This is a genomic window from Pseudonocardia sp. P-1, assembly GCF_058111925.1.
This window is the reverse complement of sequence record NZ_CM176614.1, coordinates 3,815,283-3,833,076: the sequence shown is the minus strand read 5'-3', so window position 1 is coordinate 3,833,076 and position 17,794 is coordinate 3,815,283. Positions and strand designations below refer to the sequence as shown.

Sequence of the window (17,794 nt, the reverse complement as noted above, 5' to 3'; positions counted from 1 at the left end):
GGCGACACCACGGCCAGGTTCCTTCTGCGCCTCGAGGTGTGTCCGTATGGCTGGTGGCCGTGAAGTTGGGCGCGTATCTGTCCGGGTCGTTCCCGATACTGACGGGTTCGGCGACAGTGTCCGCCGCGAACTGCAGGGCATCGGCGACCAGGAAATCCACGTCGACGTCGTGTTCGACGCCGACCGGGCGCAGCTCCGCGCGGAGCTCGAAGCGATCCGCGTGCCCACCATCCATGTCCCGGTGGATCTCGACACCGCCGGCTTGGCCCGCGACCTGGCCCGTTTGGACGCGATGACCGGTGACCGGAAGGTCACCGTCAACGCCGATCTGGACTCGGCGAGGCTGCGTGCGCAGATCGAGACGGCCACCCGCGCGGCGGGCACATCGGTACCGGTCGCAGTCGACGTGGACCGCGGCGGGATCACCGCGCTCCGCGCGGAGCTCGCCACCCTGCGGAACCAGCGGGTCCGCGTCTCGGTCGATACCGATCCGGGGCCGCTGCGGTCTGTGCTGTCGACGATGACCGGGCTCGGTTCGGTGGCGCTGTCGACCGCGAGCAGCGTGGCTGGTATCGCGGCCGGGTTCGTCAAGGTCGCCGGTGTGGCCGGCGCTGTCGCGGTTGGCGGTGCCGGGATCACCGCCGCTTTCGGGGCGGCAGCGACCGCAGTGGCGGCCGTTCCCGCGGCGCTCGGGTTGGCCGCGGCACCGGTCGGGGCGATCGTTGCTGGGCTGGACGGCATCAAGAAGGCCGCGAAGTCGCTGGAACCTGCGTTCGACCGGCTGAGAAGCCAGGTATCCGGGGTGTTCGAGAAGGGACTCACCCCTGTCTTCAAGAGCCTCGACGGTCTGGTCCGGGGGACTCTCACCGACGGGCTGAAGGGCACCGCGACGTCGATCAACGGTGTCGCATCGAGCCTCGCGGACATGCTGAACGCGATGAACCGGGCCGACCAGCTCGGGAACATCTTCCGCAACATCAACAAGGCGATCACCGACATCGGCCCCGGCATCGTCGACATCGTCAACTCGACGCTGCGGATGATGGAACTGACCGGCGGCTACGACGCCTTGACCACCGCGGTCAACGAGTTCGGCCGCGCCTACAGCGATTCGGTGAGCCGCATCATCGGTGACGGCTCGATCTCTCGGGCGTTCACCGGCCTCGAGTCCGTGCTGGGAAGTTTGAGCCGGGCGTTCGTCGGGCTCGTCGAGAACGGGATCCGTGGCTTCGCCGGCGCGGCGCCGGGGATCTCGAAGGTCGTCGACTCACTGACCGGGTTCTTCGGCCGGTTCGACTGGGAACGTCTCGGCCGCGCCTCCGGTGCAGTGTTCGAGGGCATCGGGGAGATCTTCGACAACGTCGACGACTCCACGATCGAGGCCATCACGCAGGCGTTCGAGCGGCTGGGGCAGGTGTTCCAGGGCGCCGACTTCCAGGCCAGCATCGGGAAGATCGTCGACGCCTTGCCGGCGCTGATCGACGGGTTGTCGTGGTTCGTGGAGAACGGCGCCACCGTCGCCGGCTGGATCGCGGACATCGTCTCTGCGCTGGGTGGCGACAACATCGCCGCCGTCGCCGTTGGTGGCGCGATCGCCGCCGCGGTGTGGAAGGGCATGAAAGCAGCGTCGAAGCTGTGGAAGCTGAAGGATCTGTTCGGCAAGGGCGTCGGCGCGAAGGATCTCCTGCCCGGCGCGATCAAGCTCGTCGACCTGTTCGACAAGGCGTTTAAGTGGACTGACCTGATCGGCCCCGCCGGTGATCTCGCGTCGGGTCTGCTCCGTGAGCTGCTCGGGCTCAACGAGTACACCGTCGAGATCGACGAGGGCGACCTGAAGGAGAAGGTCTCCGGTGCCGTGTCGGAGGCTTTCCAGGAGGCGTTGGACGGTGTCTTCGACGACGTGCCCCAGGTTGAGGTCGAGATCAACGCGGACCCGGCCCGGCAGAGCATCGCCGACGCTGTCGCGGGCGGCGTCGCTGACGGTCTTGCTCGAGTCGACACCTCTGGGCTCGCCGGCGGATTCTCGCTGACCCTGGACCCGGCAGGGTTCGCAGGCCCCCTCGCGCAGATCCAGGCATCGTTCACGGCGGCACTGTCGGATCTGCGTTCTCAGGCGACGGCGGGGATGGCGGCTGTGTCGGTCGCGTTCACGACGGGCATGTCTGGCCTGGCGACGACGGTCACTGCAGGGTTCACCTCCGTCCAGACGGCGTTCCGGACCGGGATGGCGGCGCTGCCCGTGGGAGTCACCGAGTCCTTCGCGCAGATCCAGGCGGCGTTCACGGCCGGGATGACGGGTCTCGCAACGGTGGTGGGCGCGCAGATGGAACTGGTGCGGCTGGCGTTCGTGAACCCGATGGTTGCGCTGCCGCAGCAGATGTTGGCGCAGCTGGTGGCGCTGCAGCAGGCGTTCGTGAACGGCATGCTGATGTTGCAGAACACCGTCACTCTCGGGATGCAGCAGATCGTGCTCGCGTTCACGACACCGTTGCAGGCACTGCCGGCGACGTTGACACCGCAGTTCGCGCTGATCCAGCAGGCCTTCGTCAACGGCATGCTGATGGCGCAGAACACCGTCACGCTGGGCATGGCTCAGATCCAGGCGACCGTGGTGGCAGGGATGACGCAGATCGTGGCGTCCGTCCAGCTCGGAATGCAGTCGATCGTGGTGGCGGTCCAGCAGTCGATGGCGGCCATCACCATCGCCGTGCAAACCGCTGTCGCGACGATTCTGGCGACGGTGCAGGCTGGTTTCGCGCAGGTCCCGCTGGCGATCGCAACCGGGATGGCGCAGGCGGTCGCGTCTGTCGCGTCCGGGTTCGCCTCCATCGTGTCGAGCGCGATTTCCGGGATGGGCCAGTACGTGTCCACGGTCGGAGATGGTGTGTCGCAGGCGGTCGGGAAGTGGGTCGAGGGCGCCGGCGAGATCGGCCAGGCCCTGGGCCGGCTCAGCCAGGACATCTTCCTGTCCGCCGAGACCTCGGTCAGCGGGTATGTGTCCCGGGTCGCGGCCGGGGTGGGGACGTTGCCGCCGCCTGGGGCAAGATGGCCGGCGCAGCTCTGGACGCCATCACGTCCCTTGTTCCCGGCATGCAGAACGCTGGATCGAACGCTGTCCGTGCGTTGGCGTCGGCGATCGCCGCCGGTGCCTCCTCAGTGATCTCGGCCGCGGCGAACGTCGCCCGGCAGGCCATCGCAGCAGCCAAGAGCGCGCTGGGGATCGCGTCACCGTCGCGGGCGTTCCTGTCCATCGGTGACTTCGTCATCGCCGGGTTCGTGAAGGGCCTCGACTCGGACAAGCCGGCGCAGGAGATGCGCCGGCTCGCCGACAACGTCATCGCCGAGGCGGAGCGCATCACGAAGGCCGCCGCCGGGACACCGACGTTCGCGGCGGGCCTCGACACGAGCCGCATGAACGCCCGCGTGGAGGCGTCCATCGGGGGCCTCGGTACACCGGCTGCGAGAGCGACAGGCGGGCGCACCCAGACGTTCAACTTCAATGTCCAGAGCAGCGCCGACGAGCTGACCGCGGAAAGCGTCGCCCGGGTGACCCGCCGACAGGCCGCTCTGGGGCTGTTCGGATAGTCTGCGTCGCCCCTGGCGTCAGCTCAGGTTCACCGGCGTCGGCTGGATGACGCCGGCGGCGTCGCGCACGGTGGTCTGCTCGGCGCGGAGACGGTCGGCGGCGCGGCGGTCTCGTTCGTTCACGGCGGTTCCCCGGGGTAGTCGTACGCGGACGTAAGCCCCGGGGGCGGGACAGCTGAGGGTAGCTGTACCGCTGTCTGTGGGCCTTTCAGGAGCCGCTGAGGGCTTCGTAGACGCGACGGCCGACCCTCACCCGCCTGCCGGTACCCCCGCAGCGCGGGCACGGGCGCCACGCCTTCCCCGTCGGTGACTTGAGCTTGGCGGTTCCGGAGCAGCGGCGGCAGGCCGCGAACGGCCAGAACGCGCACGCGGCCCAGTAGACGGCCAGGGCGCCTAGCGCTAGCAGGATCAGGGTGGTCATGACGCGGCCGAGCTGGAGTTGGCGAGGGCGTCGAGGACCTCGGTGCGCACCACGCCGCGGCGGTTCACGCCCCCGTCTGCGGTTGTCTGCCACAGCTGCCGGGTGCGCACCCCGACGAGTGTGAGCGCGCGGGCGAGGGACGAGGGCGACCAGCCCGCATAGTTCTCGGGCCACTGGGCTTCCAGGCGGGCGAGGAGGACTTCGGAGTGCGCCCGCTCGTCCACGCCGAGGACCGCGAGGACATCGGCGAGCAGCGGACGAGCGGGACCCGTGATCGGGCGGTTGACGAGGACCGTCGCGCCCTGGAGCGCTGCGTGGAACTCGCCTCCACAGACGCAGTCGCACTCACCCGAAGATGCCGCGGCGAGGAGGCAGCTCGCCGAGCAGCGGCCGGCGAGGATGAGGTGTGTAGCGGGTACGGGTGAGGGCATGAGAACCGTCCTGGTGAAGGGCAGCGCGTAGCGGGCTGGAGTGCCCGCTACGCGCTACGGGGCTGGTCAGCGGCCTACTGGACCGCTAGCGGTGCCGCTTGACGTAGCGGCTCGTGGTGCTTCATCCCGAGCTGGTGCTTGATCCGATGGCGCGCTGGTCGAGCGCTTCGCGGACCTGGTCGAGGTGCAGTCCGCGTCGGTTCACCCGGGCGCCGTCGACCGTGACGTTGATCTGCCGGGTTGCGATCCCGAGCGGGCGCAGTGCGACGCCGAGCGCCTCCGGGTCCCACCCGCCGTAGACCGCCGGCCGGTGCTCGGCCAGCAGTGTGCACAGCTCCTCGGACCACGCCCGGTCGGAGCGCTCGCACCGGGCGAACACCACTGCCAGGTCGTCGAGAAGCCGGGCCGGCGGGGTGCGCTCATCGTCGGGTCGCTCGCCCAGCGCGTACCCGGACAGGAGGCCGGCGGCTTCGCGGGCGGCGCGGGCTCGTTCGGCGACCTTCTGCGCGGCGGGGCCGTCGATGTAGAAGGTGCGGACGACTTGCGGGTCGTCACCGGCCCCGACGAGGTAGCCGATCCCGCGGTCGGACGGGGTGAACGTGGTCGCCCTGATTCCGTTCTTGTAGGCGCTGGTACCGAGGACCAGGTCGTTCTCGATCTGGCCGGTGACCCGCAGGCAGAACCTCAGCCCGACGTTGCCGCTGACCCCGGTCGGGACGCTCTTGGCGTCCGGGCGCTGGGTGGCGATGACCAGATAGACGGCGAACGCCCGTCCGCGTTTGATGATCCGCTCGGCGAGCTCCCCGGCCTCTTTGCCCATGTCGGGGTGGGTGAACAGCTCCTGCGCCTCGTCGATGACCTGCACGATCGGGTGCAGCCCGGACCCCTTCTTCGCTGCCAACTCCGGGGTGACCTTCTTGTCGGGCACCAGGTTGCGGGGCAGCTTCGACACGACCTTCGCCCGCCGCCCCACCTCCTCGAGCAGTTCCCGCAGCGACGCGAGGGTCTCGGCGAGCGCTTCGTCGTCGACCCCGGAGGAGTACCGGTGCGCGACGAGCTCCAGGGCCTCGAGGTCCCCGGAGCCCTTGTGTTCCCCGATCCGCAGTTCGCAGTGCACGTCCAGCGCCGCGGCCAACGCCAGGACCCGGACTGCGGCGGTCTTCCCGCCACCGGGCAGCGCCCCGATCAGCGCGTTGGTTTCCTCCAGGCTTACCTTCACCGTGCGCTGCCGCTGGTCGGTGCCGAACGGGAACACCCCGCCCACGATCTGCACGCCCCCAGCCCGGGCGAGCGGCCACGCCGCGGCCTTCACCTTGTTCAGCGGCTGGTCCCCGACCCACAGGATCAGACGGCCGGCGTGCTGCTCCGCCGCGGCCTCGGGCCACACCGACGACAACGGCCGCCGCAGCCCCGACGCCAACCGGTCCCGTCGTTCCATCACGTCGGCGACGGTGACGCCGTGGGGCAGGTCCACATCCGCGCGCCACCCGGGCCCGTCGCGGGTGATCGGGGCGACGAACGCGGGAGCCTGCGCCTTCGGGCCGGCGCCCATCGCCGAGATACCCAACGCCTGCAGCGCCCGCGTCACCACGTCCGGGGACAGCCTCGGCGGGGCGGACGGGGTGACGGTGGCGGGGTCGGTGACCCGCCTGTCCCGCGGGCGCCCGTACCGACCGAGGGCGGCGACGATCCCGACCAGCAGCACCGTTTGCGCCCACCCGATCCACACGGGTGCGGGCTGCATGACCGGTACCGGGCGCCCACCCGCGCCCGGCACCTCGACCGTGGCGGGAGAACCCGCCCACCACAACGCCACCACGCCGGTGACCAGCACCGACACGACCGCGCCGGTGATGATCGCCCGCTGCTTCACCCGCCGGTTCCGCTGCTTCGACAACGTCATGTACTCGTTGATCTCGCCGCGGGTGACGGCGTTCGCCCGCAGGGGCGCGGCTTCGGCGTCGAACACCCACTGTCCGGCGTGGAACAGCAGCAGCATCAGCCCGCGGGGCGCCCACCACGCCAGCCGCAGCGCGTACTTCGGGGACCGGGTCAGGTGGTAGAGGGTGATGTGGGCGCCGAACCGGGCGAGCCACCGGGCGAGCTGACGGGCCTCGTCCCGGTTCCGCAGGTAGGCGGGGACGATCGGCCGGCGTTGGGTGTCCCGCACCGACAGCGCGGTCGCGTACACGGTCTTCGGTTCCGGGCCCGGGTCGACGGGCACCAGCTCGATGTCGTCGTTCACCGCGGCACCGCCTGACCGTTACGGCGCCCGGCGAGCAGCTCCCGCGCCTGGTGCTCGCTGATGTCGAGTTCCTTCGCCAGGCGGCGCCTGCCCGCACCGTCTGCGATCAACGCCTCGGCCCGGTCCACGACCGGCGGCTGACGCCGGTCGTCATCTGCACCGGGCTCTGCCTGGTCCAGCTCCGGAACAGTCCGGACTCCATCCGGGTGAGGGGTGCGGACAGTGTCCGCACCCTCGTCGACCACCGGCCCCTGCCCGGTGGTTGCCGGCACGATCCACGCCCTCGCGACGAGGTGGGTCGTCACGATCGCACCGACCGGACCCACCAACCCGAACGCGCCGTAGGCGTGCACCCCGGCGTACCCGGACACCGCCGACGCCAGCACCACCGCCGTCGCGGCTTCCCACCGCAGCCGCGGCTCGGTCACCCACAACCACGTCCCGGTCACCGCGACGACCTCGACGATGCCCACCGCGGCGGGATGCGCCCACCCGGGCACGTTCACCGTGGCGGCCAGCGCCACCGTCGCGGTACCCGACAGGACCAGAGCGCAGCCGATCGCGGCCAGGACCAGGACGGTCTGCACGATCCGCTTCACCGCCGACCACCCACGATCCGCTCCCGGCGGGTCACCGCGTAGGCGCCCACGGCCATGACCGCGGCCCCGGCCAGCAGGATCAGCATCGACGCCGTTTGCACCTGCACCACGGCCAGCACGGACACGAGGTAAGCGAGGACGGCCAGGAACCACGCGCGGCGCGGCATCACACCTCACCGCCCAGCGCCGTCACGGCCACGGTGACCGCCCGGGCCAACGCGGCAGCCTCCGCGACGGTCAGACCGGGCTCAGCCCCGCCGGCCCCGCGGACGCACACCACCGGCTCGTCGACCGTGATCCCATCGGCCGGATCCAAGTCGACGTACTGCTCCACCTGCACCGTGACCGGATGCTGAGAGAACTTCGGGCGCTCGACCGCCAGGATCTCCACGCCACGGTGGTGCCGGTAGATCCCGCCGGCGGTCTGGATGTCGTCGTCGGTGATCCCGTGGGTGGGGTCGGCGATGCACCAGGTGGGGCAGCGGAGCTCTGCTGCCAGGAGGGCGACGTCGGCCGGGTCAAAGATCGGGGTGTTCATCGCGGTCACCGCCCGGCCGTCTCGACGAGCCGCAGCTGGGGGCGGACGTGCTCCCAAGTCCCGTCACTGCGTCCGTTGCACAGCTCGACGAACTCCCGCAGGACACGGGACACGTCGCTCACCGTGCACGTGGGGTCGATCTGCAGGGTGCGGGTCTGCGAGTCCCACACCGAGGCGGTGTCGACTCCGAGGTCGGCCCATTCGACGTGGACTCGTCGCCCGGCGATGTCGAGGGACGCGGTGAGCATCGCGTGGATGCAGTCGGTGGGGGTGGTGTCGGTGGCTAGGGTTGCCATGGGTCAGCTCCTCGGGCTGATCTAGGGCCCGGCCAGCGCTTGAATCGCTGCGTCCGGGCCCGCCTGTTGTGGAGGCGGGTAGATCAGTCAGGAGGGCGGCCCTCGCGCTCTCTGGGCAGCCCGTGGGCAGCAGCAGAGAGCGAAACCCCGGGGGACCCCGGGAGGAATCGGGAGGGACCGGGAAGTGCTAACTAGCAGGTCAGATCGGTGATCCAGAGAGGACCAGCAGGTGACCGCGTACTGCAGAGGATCCGCAGCACCAGTCCCCCTGGCACTACTAGGTCGTCACTCCGCGGCGGGGCGCGGCCGGGGCACGGGGACCGGCCGCGCCGCGACGACGGCCCGCGGGCCGCTCTGCTGCGGGACGGCGACCGCCGGGCGCTGCGGCGCCGGGGCCGGGGTCACCGGGCCGGACGGCACGTCGAAGGCCAGGGCCGCGAGCTCGCCGGCGACCGCACGGTGCCCGGAGCCGGCGGGCCGGCGGCAGCGCAGCGAGCGCGGGCTGCCGGTCGGGGACGCGTCGGCGGTGGCGGTGTACGGCATGGTGAGCTCCTTCGAACCCGTGACCGGCGGGCGGGTGCGCCGCCGCTCTCACCCCCTGAGTCGGGTGGAGGCCCCCCCGCGTTGCACCTGCCCTACACCGTTCCCCGAATCTGATGAAAGACGCCGTTCGGACGCCGCTCCTGGTTGCGTGCGTCACGACAGACAGGGTTGACAGCATGACTGTGCGTGCACTTCCGGTGGACGGCTCCGCGGAGTCGGTGACCCGGCTGGCGGCCGCGCTGCGGGCCGCCGTGGACGGCACGGGTCCCGCGGTGCTGCCCGTGCGGGCCGAGCCGGGCCCGGGTCAGGGCTCCGCGGGGCCGGACACCGCCGGACCGGGTGCGCTGCCCGGGCCGGTGGCGCGGGCCGCCGCGGCCGGGGAGCTGCCCGACAGGCTCGCCGCCGTCGTCGCCACCTCGGGGTCGACCGGGGAGCCCAAGTACGTCGCGCTCACCGCGGACGCGCTGCGGGCCTCGGCCGCGGCGACGCACGCCCGCCTCGGCGGCCCGGGGTCGTGGCTGCTCACGCTGCCCGCCGAGCACGTCGCCGGGGTCCAGGTGGTGCTGCGCGCCCTGCTCGCGGACACGGCCTGCGTGGTCCAGGACGTCCGCGACGGCTTCCGGCCCGACGGCCTGGCCCGCGCCACCGGGCGGATGGCGCACGGCACCCGTCGCTACACCAGCCTCGTCCCGACCCAGCTGGCGCGGATCCTGGACCACGGCGGTGCCCCGCTGTACGCCCTGGCCGGGTACGACGCCGTGCTCGTCGGCGGGGCCGCACTGGACCCGCGGCTGCGCGGGCGCGCGCTCGCCGAGGGGATCCGGGTGGTCACCACCTACGGGATGAGCGAGACCTGCGGCGGCTGCGTCTACGACGGCGTCCCGCTCGACGGCGTCGAGGTCACCCTCGACCCGGCCGACGGACGGGTGGTGCTCGGCGGGCCGGTCGTCGCCGGCGGGTACCTGGGGGCGCCGGAGGCGACCGCGGAGGCCTTCGTGTCCGACGGGGGCGTCCGCCGGTTCCGGACCGGGGACCTCGGCGCGCTCGCACCGGACGGGACGCTGACCGTCCTGGGCCGGGTCGACGACGTCGTCAACACCGGGGGCGAGAAGGTCGCACCGGCCGCGGTGGAGCGGGCGCTCCTGGCGGTCGACGGCGTCCGCGCGGCGTGCGTCGTCGGCCTCCCCGACGACGAGTGGGGCCAGATCGTGGCCGCGCTCGTGGTGCCCTCCGGGGCCGCACCGGACGATCACGCTCTGTGTGCCGCGGTCCGCGCGGCGTGCGGCCGGGCCGCCGTGCCGCGGCTGCTGCTGCGGGCCGACACCGTGCCCGAGCGCGGGATCGGCAAGCCCGACCGCACCGCCGTCGCGGAGATCCTGGCGGGGGCACGCCGCACCTGACCGCTCACCCAGCGGAGTTGTCGGTCACGGTGGGCAGTCGGATCACGGCGTTGCGTCACGGTCTCCACCACCCGATCCGTGTACACACCTTGGAGTTGGTTCACGCAGCGTGCGTTGCGCGCACCCCTGAGATCGAGTGTGCTTCGACCACTGGCGACACAGAGCCCTCACCCATCACAGGGCTCCCCGTCGTCACACGAGTCACAGCGATCAGCGGGGGTTGTCCATGCGCAGCATCACGCGGGCCGGGCTGCGGGCCATCGGTCTGCTCGCCGCGACCGGCGCGCTCTGTGCCGCCGCCACGGTCCCGGCGATGGCCGACGAGCCGGGCACGACGTGGCAGCCGGAGCTGAGCGAGGGCACCGGCAACGGTGTCGTCGTCTCGCCCGACGGGGCCCGGTTCGACCGGTCGACGGCCTTCGGGGCCCCGGCCGACGAGGGGGACACGGAGTCCTCGGCGGACCCGGCCGAGGTGGTCCCGACCGGGCTGCTGACCCTCGCGCCGCGCACCCTGGACACCCCGACCCGGGAGGTCGACTCCCGGCTCGTCGCGGACACCCCGCCCGGCTCGACGGCGTCGGTCGACGTCCGCGGGAAGCGGGCGGGCGGCGGCTGGACCGAGTGGATCCCCGCCCAGGACTCCCGCACCGAGCTGCCGGAGGCCGTCACCGAGGTGCAGGGACGCCTGGTCCTCACCGCCACCGGGGCGGCCGACCCGACCGTCCGGGAGCTCACCCTCACCGCGACGCCCGGCTCCGGCGCCGAGAGCGAGCCGGTCACCGAGGCCGCTCCGCGCAGCTACTCGGTGTTCGCCACCCGCGAGGGGCTCGTCGGCGGCACCACCGCGAACGGCCACAAGATCGTCGACCGGGACCGCTTCGTCGCGCTGCCCTCACGCCGGGCGCTCTCGGCCAACGGCAAGACCGACTACTCGGTCAAGGTCTGCGCCCCCAACGGACGCTGCGCGATCGCCCCGGTCTGGGACATCGGCCCGTGGAACACCAAGGACGACTACTGGAACCCGTCGAACCAGCGGGAGATGTGGAAGGACCTGCCCCAGGGCGTGCCGCAGGCCGCGGCCGCGCGCAACGGGCACAACGGCGGCAAGGACCAGTTCGGGCGCCGGGTCGCCAACCCGGCGGGCATCGACCTGGGCGACGGCATCTTCTGGGACGTCCTCGGCCTGAAGGACAACTCGCAGGTCCAGGTCGACTACCTGTGGACCGGGTCGCAGCGGCTGTCCGCGATCCGCACCGAGGGCACACCGGACATCCAGATCCTCGCCCGGCCCGAGGCGGGCGCGGAGTCGGTCGGGATCGCCGTCGACGCCACCGAGGTGCCGGTGCAGTGCACCTCCGGCGCGTTCGTCCGGATCGGCGACGGCCAGTACCTCCCGGCGACGGCGTTCACCGGGCTGCCGGGCGACGTCCCGGCCTGCGACGCGGCGGCACCGTCCGCACCCGCCGCACCCTCGCCCGCTGCACCCACCGCGCCCGACGCCTCCGCCGCTCCGTCGGCCCCGGCACTCCCGCGGCCCCCCGGCGCCCGGCACTCCCGCAACTCCCCGGCGCCCGGCACCTCCGCGCCTCCCGCGGTGCCCGACGCCTCCGCCGCGGCCGGCGGCTCGCCGGCTCCGGCCCCGGCCGTCCCCACCGCACCGTCCGGTGCCACCCCGTCCGCGCCGGCACCGTCCTCCTCGACGCCGTCCGCGCCGTCCGCACCGTCCGCGGCGACGGGGCCGGGAGCCGGAGCACCGGCCGCCGGCGGGGCCACGGCGGGCACCCCCTCACCCGGGTCCACCACCGCGACCACACCCGCGACCGGCGTCCCCACCGGCGACAACCAGGCCGCCCGCGTGACCCCCGGCTCGGCCCAGCGGGCGCCCTCCGGCACCTCCTGACCGTCCTGCCCGGCAGCCACACCCCTGCGCCGGTCCGCACACCCGTTGCAGCGGGTGTGGCGACCGGCGCAGGGGTGTGGCCGTGCCGTGGGACGGCTCCGTCGGACGGCGGCGCGGCGGGATAGGTTGCCGGGGTGGCCACCACGGCAGAGTGGGTCGAGGGTGCGCGGCCGCGCACCCTCCCCACCGCGATCTCCCCCGTCCTCGTCGGGACCGGCGCCGCGCTCGGCGTGGGCGCCCTCGCCCCCGGTTCCGCGCTGCTCGCCCTCCTGGTGGCGGTCGCGCTGGTGATCGGGGTGAACTTCGCCAACGACTACTCCGACGGCATCCGCGGCACCGACGACGACCGTGTCGGCCCCCAGCGTCTGGTCGGCTCCCGGGCCGCCGAACCGGCCACGGTGAAGGCCGCGGCGTTCGCCTGCTTCGGGGTCGCCGCCGTCGCCGGGCTGGTGCTCACGGCGGTCTCCGGCCAGTGGTGGCTGCTGCTCGTCGGGGCGCTGTGCATCGTCGGCGCCTGGTACTACACCGGCGGCTCGCGGCCCTACGGCTACGCCGGGCTCGGCGAGGTCGCGGTGTTCGTGTTCTTCGGCCCGGTCGCGGTCCTGGGCACCATGCTGACCCAGGCCGGGCGCGTCGACGCCGCCGCCGTCGGGGCCGCGGCCGGTGTCGGGCTGCTGACGTGCGCGGTGCTGGTCGCGAACAACCTGCGGGACATCCCGGGCGACCGGGTCGTCGGCAAGCGGACCCTCGCGGTGCGGCTCGGGGACCACGGCACCCGGATGCTCTACCTCGCGCTGGTGCTGGTGCCGTTCGTCGTCGCGGTCGGTGCCGCGTTCGACCGGCCGGGCCTGCTGGTGGCGCTGCTCGCGCTGCCCGCCGCCGTGCGGCCGGTGCGGATCGTGCTCGGCGGGGCACAGGGCCCCGCGCTCATCCCGGTCCTCAAGGACACCGGCCTGCTCCTGCTGGCCTGGGGCGTCGCGGCGGCGGTCGGGCTCGCGTTCGGCTGACCGATCCCGGCGCCACCGCCGCACACCCCCGGCCGACGCGCCCCGGGTCGATCCGCCCCGCCCCACGTCGGACCGGGCCCGGACCGTCAGCGGGTCGGGCCGTCGCCCTCCGACGGGACCGGGTCGGACCCGGCCGGCACCTCGGCGCCGTCCGCACCGGCCGTGGGAGGCGGGGCCGCGACGGTCGACGACGCGGACGGCGCGGCGGGGGCGCCCGGGGACGCGGGCGCGGCGGGCGTGTCCGGCGACGGCGGCGGGCCGACGTCGCCGCGCAGCTGGGCCCGCAGCGACGCCCGCTCGGAGGACCGGCGGGCCGTCGACGCGGCGATCGCCCGGTCCAGCCGCTCCCGCAGCCCGCGGAACAACACCATCGACAGCGGCAGTGCGACGACGAGCGCCACGAGCAGCGCGACGAGCCACGGCACGCCGATCAGCGCGAGGACGACCGTCATCACGGCGAGCAGACCGAGCCGCGCGAGCGTGTAGAGCGCCACCGTGGTGGCCAGCCCGGGCTCACCGGCGCGCTCCCGCGCCGCGGCCTGCGGCGGGGTCGGAGACGTCATGGTCCCCAGGGTACGGGCCGGACCGGCCGGACCGCGGCTGCCCGGTTCCACCCGGACTCGCCCCGGACGTCCGGATCGCGGGCACCCGCCCGGGCGGCGGTCCCTCCCCGGGCGTCCCCGCCTGTCCGGTTCGAGTCGTTCACCGGCTTTGCCCTTTAAGAACCCTTTACTCACACAACACCGTTCGAGTACCCGGGGTCTGAGGTGTCACGATGGCCCGGAAACCGAGAGCGGTACCCGGCCGGATGCCTCCGGCGAGCACCGTGACACATACTCCACGTGCACTTCGGGAGGATCCCCATGGCAGCTCCGACTCAGGCACCCGAGCGTCTCCTCACCCCGGGTGAGGTGGCCACGCTCTTCCGCGTCGACCCCAAGACCGTGACCCGCTGGGCCTCGGCGGGCCGGATCGGCTCGATCCGTACGCCGGGCGGCCACCGCCGGTTCCGCGAGTCCGAGGTCCGCGGCCTGCTCGCCGACCTGACCAGCGAGGCCAACACCGGTCTCCGCTGACCCGGAGCGCACACATGGGGTGAGGGTCTCGACTTCACCCGTACGTCAGGCCACCTTCGCTACGCTGGACAGCGGAGGTGGCCTGATGTTGTTCTTCCTGATCCTTCTCGCCGGCGCGGCCGTGGTCGCGGTGCTGCTCGTGCGGACCCTGCGGTCCGAACAGGTGGTCTCCGACCGCATCCCACGCGCGGAGTTCCCCTGGTCGCCGGGCCAGCGGGCCGAGAAGCCGCGCGCGACCGGCCCCGACGACGACCCCGACTTCCTGCGCGAGCTCGACGAGAAGGTGCGCAACCAGGAGGACCCGCCCGAGCGCCCCTGAGCGGGTCGCGCCGGCCGGCACCTCCCCCAACACGCCTTCACCGAAGGGCGGTCCACCCACCGGGCGGACCGCCCTTCGGCGTCTCCGGTCACATCCGGGTCGGCGACGGGGGCCGTCGCGGCCCCGGATCAGACCGGGAAGCCGTCGGCGACGGCCGCCGCCAGCTCCAGCAACGCCGTCCGGGTCGTCTCCTCCAGGCGCTCCAGGTCGATCTCCGCGCCCTCCTCCAGGTGCGGGTCGAACGGCACCTTCACCACGGCCCGGCACCGTCCCGAGAAGTGCTCGGCGACGCGGTCCAGGTCCACCCCGCCACCGGCACGCCGGTAGACGGTGTTGATGACGACGACGGCGTTGCGGACCAGCGCCCCGTAGCCGTGGGCGTCGAGCCAGTCCAGGGTCGCCGAGGCGCTGCGGGCGCCGTCGATCGAGCCCGACGACACGACGACGATCTGGTCGGCCATCCCCAGCACGCCGTACATCGCAGAGTGCATCAGACCGGTGCCGCAGTCGGTCAGGACCAGATTGTAGAAGTGCTCCAGCAGGTCGACCGCGCGCCGGTAGTCGTCCTCGCTGAACGCCTCCGACACCGCCGGGTCCTGCTCGCTGGCGAGCACCTCGAGCCGGGACACGCCCTGCGAGGTGTAGGCGCGGACGTCGCTGTAGCGGCGGACCCGGTCGGCGTCGCGCAGCAGGTGGCGGACGGTCGCGGTGGTCTCCAGCGGGATCTTCTGGCTCAGCGTGCCGCGGTCGGGGTTGGCGTCGACGGCCACGACCCGGTCGCCGCGGTGCGACGCGAACGTCGCCCCGAGGGTCGCGGTGACCGTCGTCTTCCCGACCCCGCCCTTGAGGCTCAGCATCGCGATCTTGTGCGAGCTGATGAGCGGCCGGTTCGCGCGGGCCACCAGGTCGCGCCGGTGCAGCTCCGCGGGGCTCTCCCCCGGGTTCACCAGGCCGCCGGTGAGCACGTAGACCCAGCGACGCCACCCGCTCGTCGGCGGACGGCCCGCGCTGCCGTGCCCCGTGCGCGAGGGCGCGAGGTCCAGCCCGCCGTGCGGCTCGTCGCCGCGGCGGTGCTGCGCGGCCCGGGCCTCGATCGCCTCGGGGGCCGTCCAGCGGGGCCGCTTCACCCCCGTCTGCGGGCGGCCGCGCGGCGGGGTGAGGGTGCGCTGGGGCCCGGTCTCCGCGGACTCGTCGTCCCAGGCGGCGCGCCAGGGACGTTCCCCTGGCGGGGGCGCCGGTCGTCGCGGGAGCGCTCCGTCCGGGGGTGCCGGTCCGGGCCCCCGGCCGGGGTCGCTGCCGGCTGCGGCGGGCCCGGCGACGGCGGCCCCGTCCTCCCGCGCGGTCGCCGGGCGCCGGGCGGTCTCGGCGGGCCGTGCCGGCCCCGTGTTGCCGGAGCCCTCGCCCGGCGCCGGTTCCGGGGCCGGACCGGCGGAGGACGGGTACCCGTCCCGCACCGCGCGGCCGCCGTGCCCCGCGTGCGCCGGACCCGCAGGATCCGTGGGCGCCGGAGCGGCGGGGTCGGAGTGCGGCGGATCGGCGGACACGGGCGCGTCGTCGTACCCGGCGGCCGCGGTGCGGCCCGGGGAGTCGTACCCGGCGGTGGCGGTGCGGCCCGGGGACTCGTCCCGGGAGGCCGTGGCGCGGTCCGGGAGGTCCGGGCCCGCGGCGCCGCCGTCCGGCGGGTGCCCGGGGGCCGTGGTGTCACCGTCCGCGGACTGCCCGGGGGCCGCATCGCCGTCCGGGGGTACCCGGCGGGCGTGTCGCGGTCCGCGGGGTACCCGGGAGTCGTCTCGCGGTCGCCGGTGTCGTCCGCCGCGCGGCCCGCGGACCGGTCGGCGCGCCAGATGAGGTCCGCGTCGGGGTCGTCGTCGGGCACCGCGGAGGCGGGCACGGCCCACCACGGCTCGGGGTCGGCACCCGCGGCGCGGTAGAGACCGGTGTCGTCGGGGCCGTGGTCCTGCACGGCCGGGTCCGGGGCCGCGTCGTCGCGGCGGTGCCGGGGGTCGCCCACGGAGGCCGGGGTGGGCTCGTCGTCGGGGTCGGCGACGGTCGCGGTGCCGGAGGAGGCCGGGCGCGGGGTCTCGCGCAGGGCGGACAGGTCCATCCCGTGCGGCGGGGTGGACGGGTCGATCTCGTCGACCAGGTCGTCGTCGATCTCGGGCAGCTCGCTGCCCCACGCCGAGCCCGCCGGCGGGGTCTGCGTCCCGATGGCCGCGCGGCCCGGGGCGGGCGCCGACGCGGCGCGTTCGGCGGCCGACGGGGTCCGCGGCGGCGTGGCGCCGGCCTCCGGAACCGGCTCCGCAGCGTCGTCACCGCCGGTCCGCCTGCGCCGTCCGAAGGACCGGCCGGGGGACTCCGTCGTGGCCCAGCGCTCCCGCACGTAGCGGCCCACCGACCCGTCGGGCTGCTCGCCGGAACCGTTCTCACTCACGGGAAACGACGGTAGCCGCGCGGAACCCGGTGGTCGAGGCGCCTCACACCCCCGCGTACGAGTGCAGTCCGGCCACGACCATGTTGATGAAGAACAGGTTGAACACGATCGTGGCGAAGCCGGCCGTGTTGATCCAGGCCGCGGCACCGGAGTTCTTCCACCCCGCGGTGGCCCGGGCGTGCAGGTAGGCGGCGTAGAGCACCCACGCGACGAAGGCCACGGTCTCCTTCGGGTCCCAGCCCCAGAACCGGCCCCAGGCCGCCTCGGCCCACACCGCGCCGGTGATGATGCCGAAGGTGTAGAGCGGGAACGCGAGCACCGTCACGCGGTACGCCAGCCGGTCGAGCGACTCCGCCGACGGCAGCTTCGCGGCCCACGACGCCGGCTTCCCGTTCCGCTTGACCAGGAACAGCAGGCTCGCCACACCGGGCACGAGCAGCAGGCCCGACGCCAGCGTGATCGTCGTGACGTGGATGATGATCCAGTACGACTGCAGGGCCGGGACGACGGGCGCCGCGTCGAGGTAGAGCACGGTGCCGGTGACGAACATGAGCAGCACGACCGGCGTCAGCACGAACACCCCGGCCGGGCGCAGACCCGGGTGCCGGCGCACGAGCACCAGCCACGCCCCGACGGCCATCAGGCACAGCGCCGACGTGAACTCGTACATGTTGCCCAGCGGCCACCGGTAGGCGGCGAAGCCGCGCAGCACGATCGACCCGAGGTGGGTCAGGGCCGCCAGCACCATCAGCGAGATGCCGATCCGGCCGTAGCGGTCGGCACGGGAGCGGCGGCCGTCGTCGGACGGGGGCTCCTCGGGCGCCGCGACCGCCGTGGACCCGGCCCCCACCGGGGCGGGCTCCTCGTGCCGGGCGGCGGCCCGCGCGACGCGCCGGGCCGCGTACTCCAGCGACGCGAACACCAGCGCCAGCAGCAGCACGACGAGCGTCGCCTGGAACAGGCGGTCGCTCCACATCGCGGTGGTCGGGTCGACGAGCATCTC

At 73.7% G+C, this 17,794-nt stretch carries 18 protein-coding genes; 8 read left to right on the top strand and 10 right to left on the bottom strand.

Annotated features, from left to right (window positions below; genetic code table 11):
• The first annotated feature begins 46 nt into the window (after positions 1 to 46).
• Entirely contained in the window at positions 47 to 3,160 is a 3,114-nt protein-coding gene (locus tag AC0GKK_RS18850; protein ID WP_489882233.1) for a phage tail protein, read from the top strand.
• Positions 3,157 to 3,585: a hypothetical protein gene (locus AC0GKK_RS18845; RefSeq protein ID WP_489882232.1), complete on the top strand. Its 429-nt coding sequence runs from the start codon at positions 3,157 to 3,159 to the stop codon at positions 3,583 to 3,585. Before AC0GKK_RS18850 ends, AC0GKK_RS18845 begins: the two co-directional genes overlap by 4 nt.
• A 417-nt stretch (positions 3,586 to 4,002) precedes the next feature.
• Here the strand turns inward: AC0GKK_RS18845 and AC0GKK_RS18840 are convergent, their stop codons facing one another.
• The 7 genes from AC0GKK_RS18840 to AC0GKK_RS18810 form a co-directional block, all read right to left on the bottom strand.
• Positions 4,003 to 4,437, bottom strand: a complete 435-nt coding sequence (locus tag AC0GKK_RS18840) for a hypothetical protein (protein WP_489882047.1) — start codon at positions 4,435 to 4,437, stop codon at positions 4,003 to 4,005.
• A 121-nt stretch (positions 4,438 to 4,558) separates the two neighbouring features.
• Entirely contained in the window at positions 4,559 to 6,682 is a 2,124-nt protein-coding gene (locus tag AC0GKK_RS18835) for an FtsK/SpoIIIE domain-containing protein (protein ID WP_489882048.1), read from the bottom strand.
• Complete coding sequence (locus tag AC0GKK_RS18830; protein WP_489882049.1) at positions 6,679 to 7,281, bottom strand: hypothetical protein; 603 nt, start codon at positions 7,279 to 7,281, stop codon at positions 6,679 to 6,681. Before AC0GKK_RS18830 ends, AC0GKK_RS18835 begins: the two co-directional genes overlap by 4 nt.
• Positions 7,278 to 7,448 carry a hypothetical protein gene (locus AC0GKK_RS18825; RefSeq protein WP_489881846.1) on the bottom strand — a complete coding sequence of 57 codons (171 nt, stop codon included), beginning with the start codon at positions 7,446 to 7,448 and terminating at the stop codon, positions 7,278 to 7,280. The genes AC0GKK_RS18830 and AC0GKK_RS18825 overlap by 4 nt, the downstream gene beginning before the upstream one ends.
• Complete coding sequence (locus AC0GKK_RS18820) at positions 7,448 to 7,819, bottom strand: DUF6907 domain-containing protein (protein WP_489882231.1); 372 nt, start codon at positions 7,817 to 7,819, stop codon at positions 7,448 to 7,450. The genes AC0GKK_RS18825 and AC0GKK_RS18820 overlap by 1 nt, the downstream gene beginning before the upstream one ends.
• 5 nt (positions 7,820 to 7,824) lie before the next feature.
• A complete protein-coding gene (locus AC0GKK_RS18815) occupies positions 7,825 to 8,115 on the bottom strand; it encodes a hypothetical protein (protein ID WP_489882230.1) in 291 nt (96 codons plus the stop codon).
• 285 nt (positions 8,116 to 8,400) lie between these two features.
• Complete coding sequence (locus AC0GKK_RS18810) at positions 8,401 to 8,658, bottom strand: hypothetical protein (protein WP_251786733.1); 258 nt, start codon at positions 8,656 to 8,658, stop codon at positions 8,401 to 8,403.
• Positions 8,659 to 8,834: 176 nt separating this feature from the next.
• On the opposite strand from AC0GKK_RS18810, the gene menE reads away from it, so the two are divergent.
• The 3 genes from menE to AC0GKK_RS18795 all read left to right on the top strand — a co-directional run bounded on the left by menE (position 8,835) and on the right by AC0GKK_RS18795 (position 12,965).
• Positions 8,835 to 10,058: an o-succinylbenzoate--CoA ligase gene (menE, locus tag AC0GKK_RS18805; protein ID WP_489882229.1), complete on the top strand. Its 1,224-nt coding sequence runs from the start codon at positions 8,835 to 8,837 to the stop codon at positions 10,056 to 10,058.
• Between the two features lie 226 nt (positions 10,059 to 10,284).
• A complete protein-coding gene (locus tag AC0GKK_RS18800; RefSeq protein ID WP_489882228.1) occupies positions 10,285 to 11,958 on the top strand; it encodes a DUF8814 domain-containing protein in 1,674 nt (557 codons plus the stop codon).
• 134 nt (positions 11,959 to 12,092) lie between these two features.
• Positions 12,093 to 12,965: a 1,4-dihydroxy-2-naphthoate polyprenyltransferase gene (locus AC0GKK_RS18795; protein WP_405414844.1), complete on the top strand. Its 873-nt coding sequence runs from the start codon at positions 12,093 to 12,095 to the stop codon at positions 12,963 to 12,965.
• 86 nt (positions 12,966 to 13,051) lie between these two features.
• Here the strand turns inward: AC0GKK_RS18795 and AC0GKK_RS18790 are convergent, their stop codons facing one another.
• Complete coding sequence (locus AC0GKK_RS18790) at positions 13,052 to 13,528, bottom strand: DUF4229 domain-containing protein (protein WP_489882227.1); 477 nt, start codon at positions 13,526 to 13,528, stop codon at positions 13,052 to 13,054.
• Between the two features lie 300 nt (positions 13,529 to 13,828).
• Between AC0GKK_RS18790 and AC0GKK_RS18785 the strand changes: the two genes are divergently transcribed.
• Entirely contained in the window at positions 13,829 to 14,041 is a 213-nt protein-coding gene (locus AC0GKK_RS18785) for a BldC family transcriptional regulator (protein WP_073576557.1), read from the top strand.
• An 85-nt stretch (positions 14,042 to 14,126) separates the two neighbouring features.
• On the top strand, positions 14,127 to 14,360 hold the full coding sequence (locus tag AC0GKK_RS18780; protein WP_489882226.1) for a hypothetical protein: 234 nt from the start codon (positions 14,127 to 14,129) through the stop codon (positions 14,358 to 14,360).
• 128 nt (positions 14,361 to 14,488) lie between these two features.
• On the opposite strand, the gene AC0GKK_RS18775 is transcribed toward AC0GKK_RS18780, so the two are convergent.
• Entirely contained in the window at positions 14,489 to 15,487 is a 999-nt protein-coding gene (locus AC0GKK_RS18775) for a MinD/ParA family ATP-binding protein (protein ID WP_489882225.1), read from the bottom strand.
• An 894-nt stretch (positions 15,488 to 16,381) separates the two neighbouring features.
• Between AC0GKK_RS18775 and AC0GKK_RS18770 the strand changes: the two genes are divergently transcribed.
• Positions 16,382 to 16,744: a hypothetical protein gene (locus tag AC0GKK_RS18770; protein WP_489882224.1), complete on the top strand. Its 363-nt coding sequence runs from the start codon at positions 16,382 to 16,384 to the stop codon at positions 16,742 to 16,744.
• Positions 16,745 to 16,834: 90 nt separating this feature from the next.
• Here the strand turns inward: AC0GKK_RS18770 and ccsB are convergent, their stop codons facing one another.
• Positions 16,835 to 17,791 carry a c-type cytochrome biogenesis protein CcsB gene (gene ccsB, locus AC0GKK_RS18765; RefSeq protein ID WP_100878773.1) on the bottom strand — a complete coding sequence of 319 codons (957 nt, stop codon included), beginning with the start codon at positions 17,789 to 17,791 and terminating at the stop codon, positions 16,835 to 16,837.
• Positions 17,792 to 17,794: the final 3 nt, after the last annotated feature.

Coding starts and splice junctions, on each gene's coding strand:
- AC0GKK_RS18850 (WP_489882233.1), top strand. CDS start 47: ATGGCTGGTGGCCGTGAAGTTGGGCGCGTATCTGTCCGGGTCGTTCCC.
- AC0GKK_RS18840 (WP_489882047.1), bottom strand. CDS start 4,437: ATGCCCTCACCCGTACCCGCTACACACCTCATCCTCGCCGGCCGCTGC.
- AC0GKK_RS18825 (WP_489881846.1), bottom strand. CDS start 7,448: ATGCCGCGCCGCGCGTGGTTCCTGGCCGTCCTCGCTTACCTCGTGTCC.
- AC0GKK_RS18820 (WP_489882231.1), bottom strand. CDS start 7,819: ATGAACACCCCGATCTTTGACCCGGCCGACGTCGCCCTCCTGGCAGCA.
- AC0GKK_RS18815 (WP_489882230.1), bottom strand. CDS start 8,115: ATGGCAACCCTAGCCACCGACACCACCCCCACCGACTGCATCCACGCG.
- AC0GKK_RS18810 (WP_251786733.1), bottom strand. CDS start 8,658: ATGCCGTACACCGCCACCGCCGACGCGTCCCCGACCGGCAGCCCGCGC.
- menE (WP_489882229.1), top strand. CDS start 8,835: ATGACTGTGCGTGCACTTCCGGTGGACGGCTCCGCGGAGTCGGTGACC.
- AC0GKK_RS18800 (WP_489882228.1), top strand. CDS start 10,285: ATGCGCAGCATCACGCGGGCCGGGCTGCGGGCCATCGGTCTGCTCGCC.
- AC0GKK_RS18790 (WP_489882227.1), bottom strand. CDS start 13,528: ATGACGTCTCCGACCCCGCCGCAGGCCGCGGCGCGGGAGCGCGCCGGT.
- AC0GKK_RS18785 (WP_073576557.1), top strand. CDS start 13,829: ATGGCAGCTCCGACTCAGGCACCCGAGCGTCTCCTCACCCCGGGTGAG.
- AC0GKK_RS18780 (WP_489882226.1), top strand. CDS start 14,127: ATGTTGTTCTTCCTGATCCTTCTCGCCGGCGCGGCCGTGGTCGCGGTG.
- ccsB (WP_100878773.1), bottom strand. CDS start 17,791: ATGCTCGTCGACCCGACCACCGCGATGTGGAGCGACCGCCTGTTCCAG.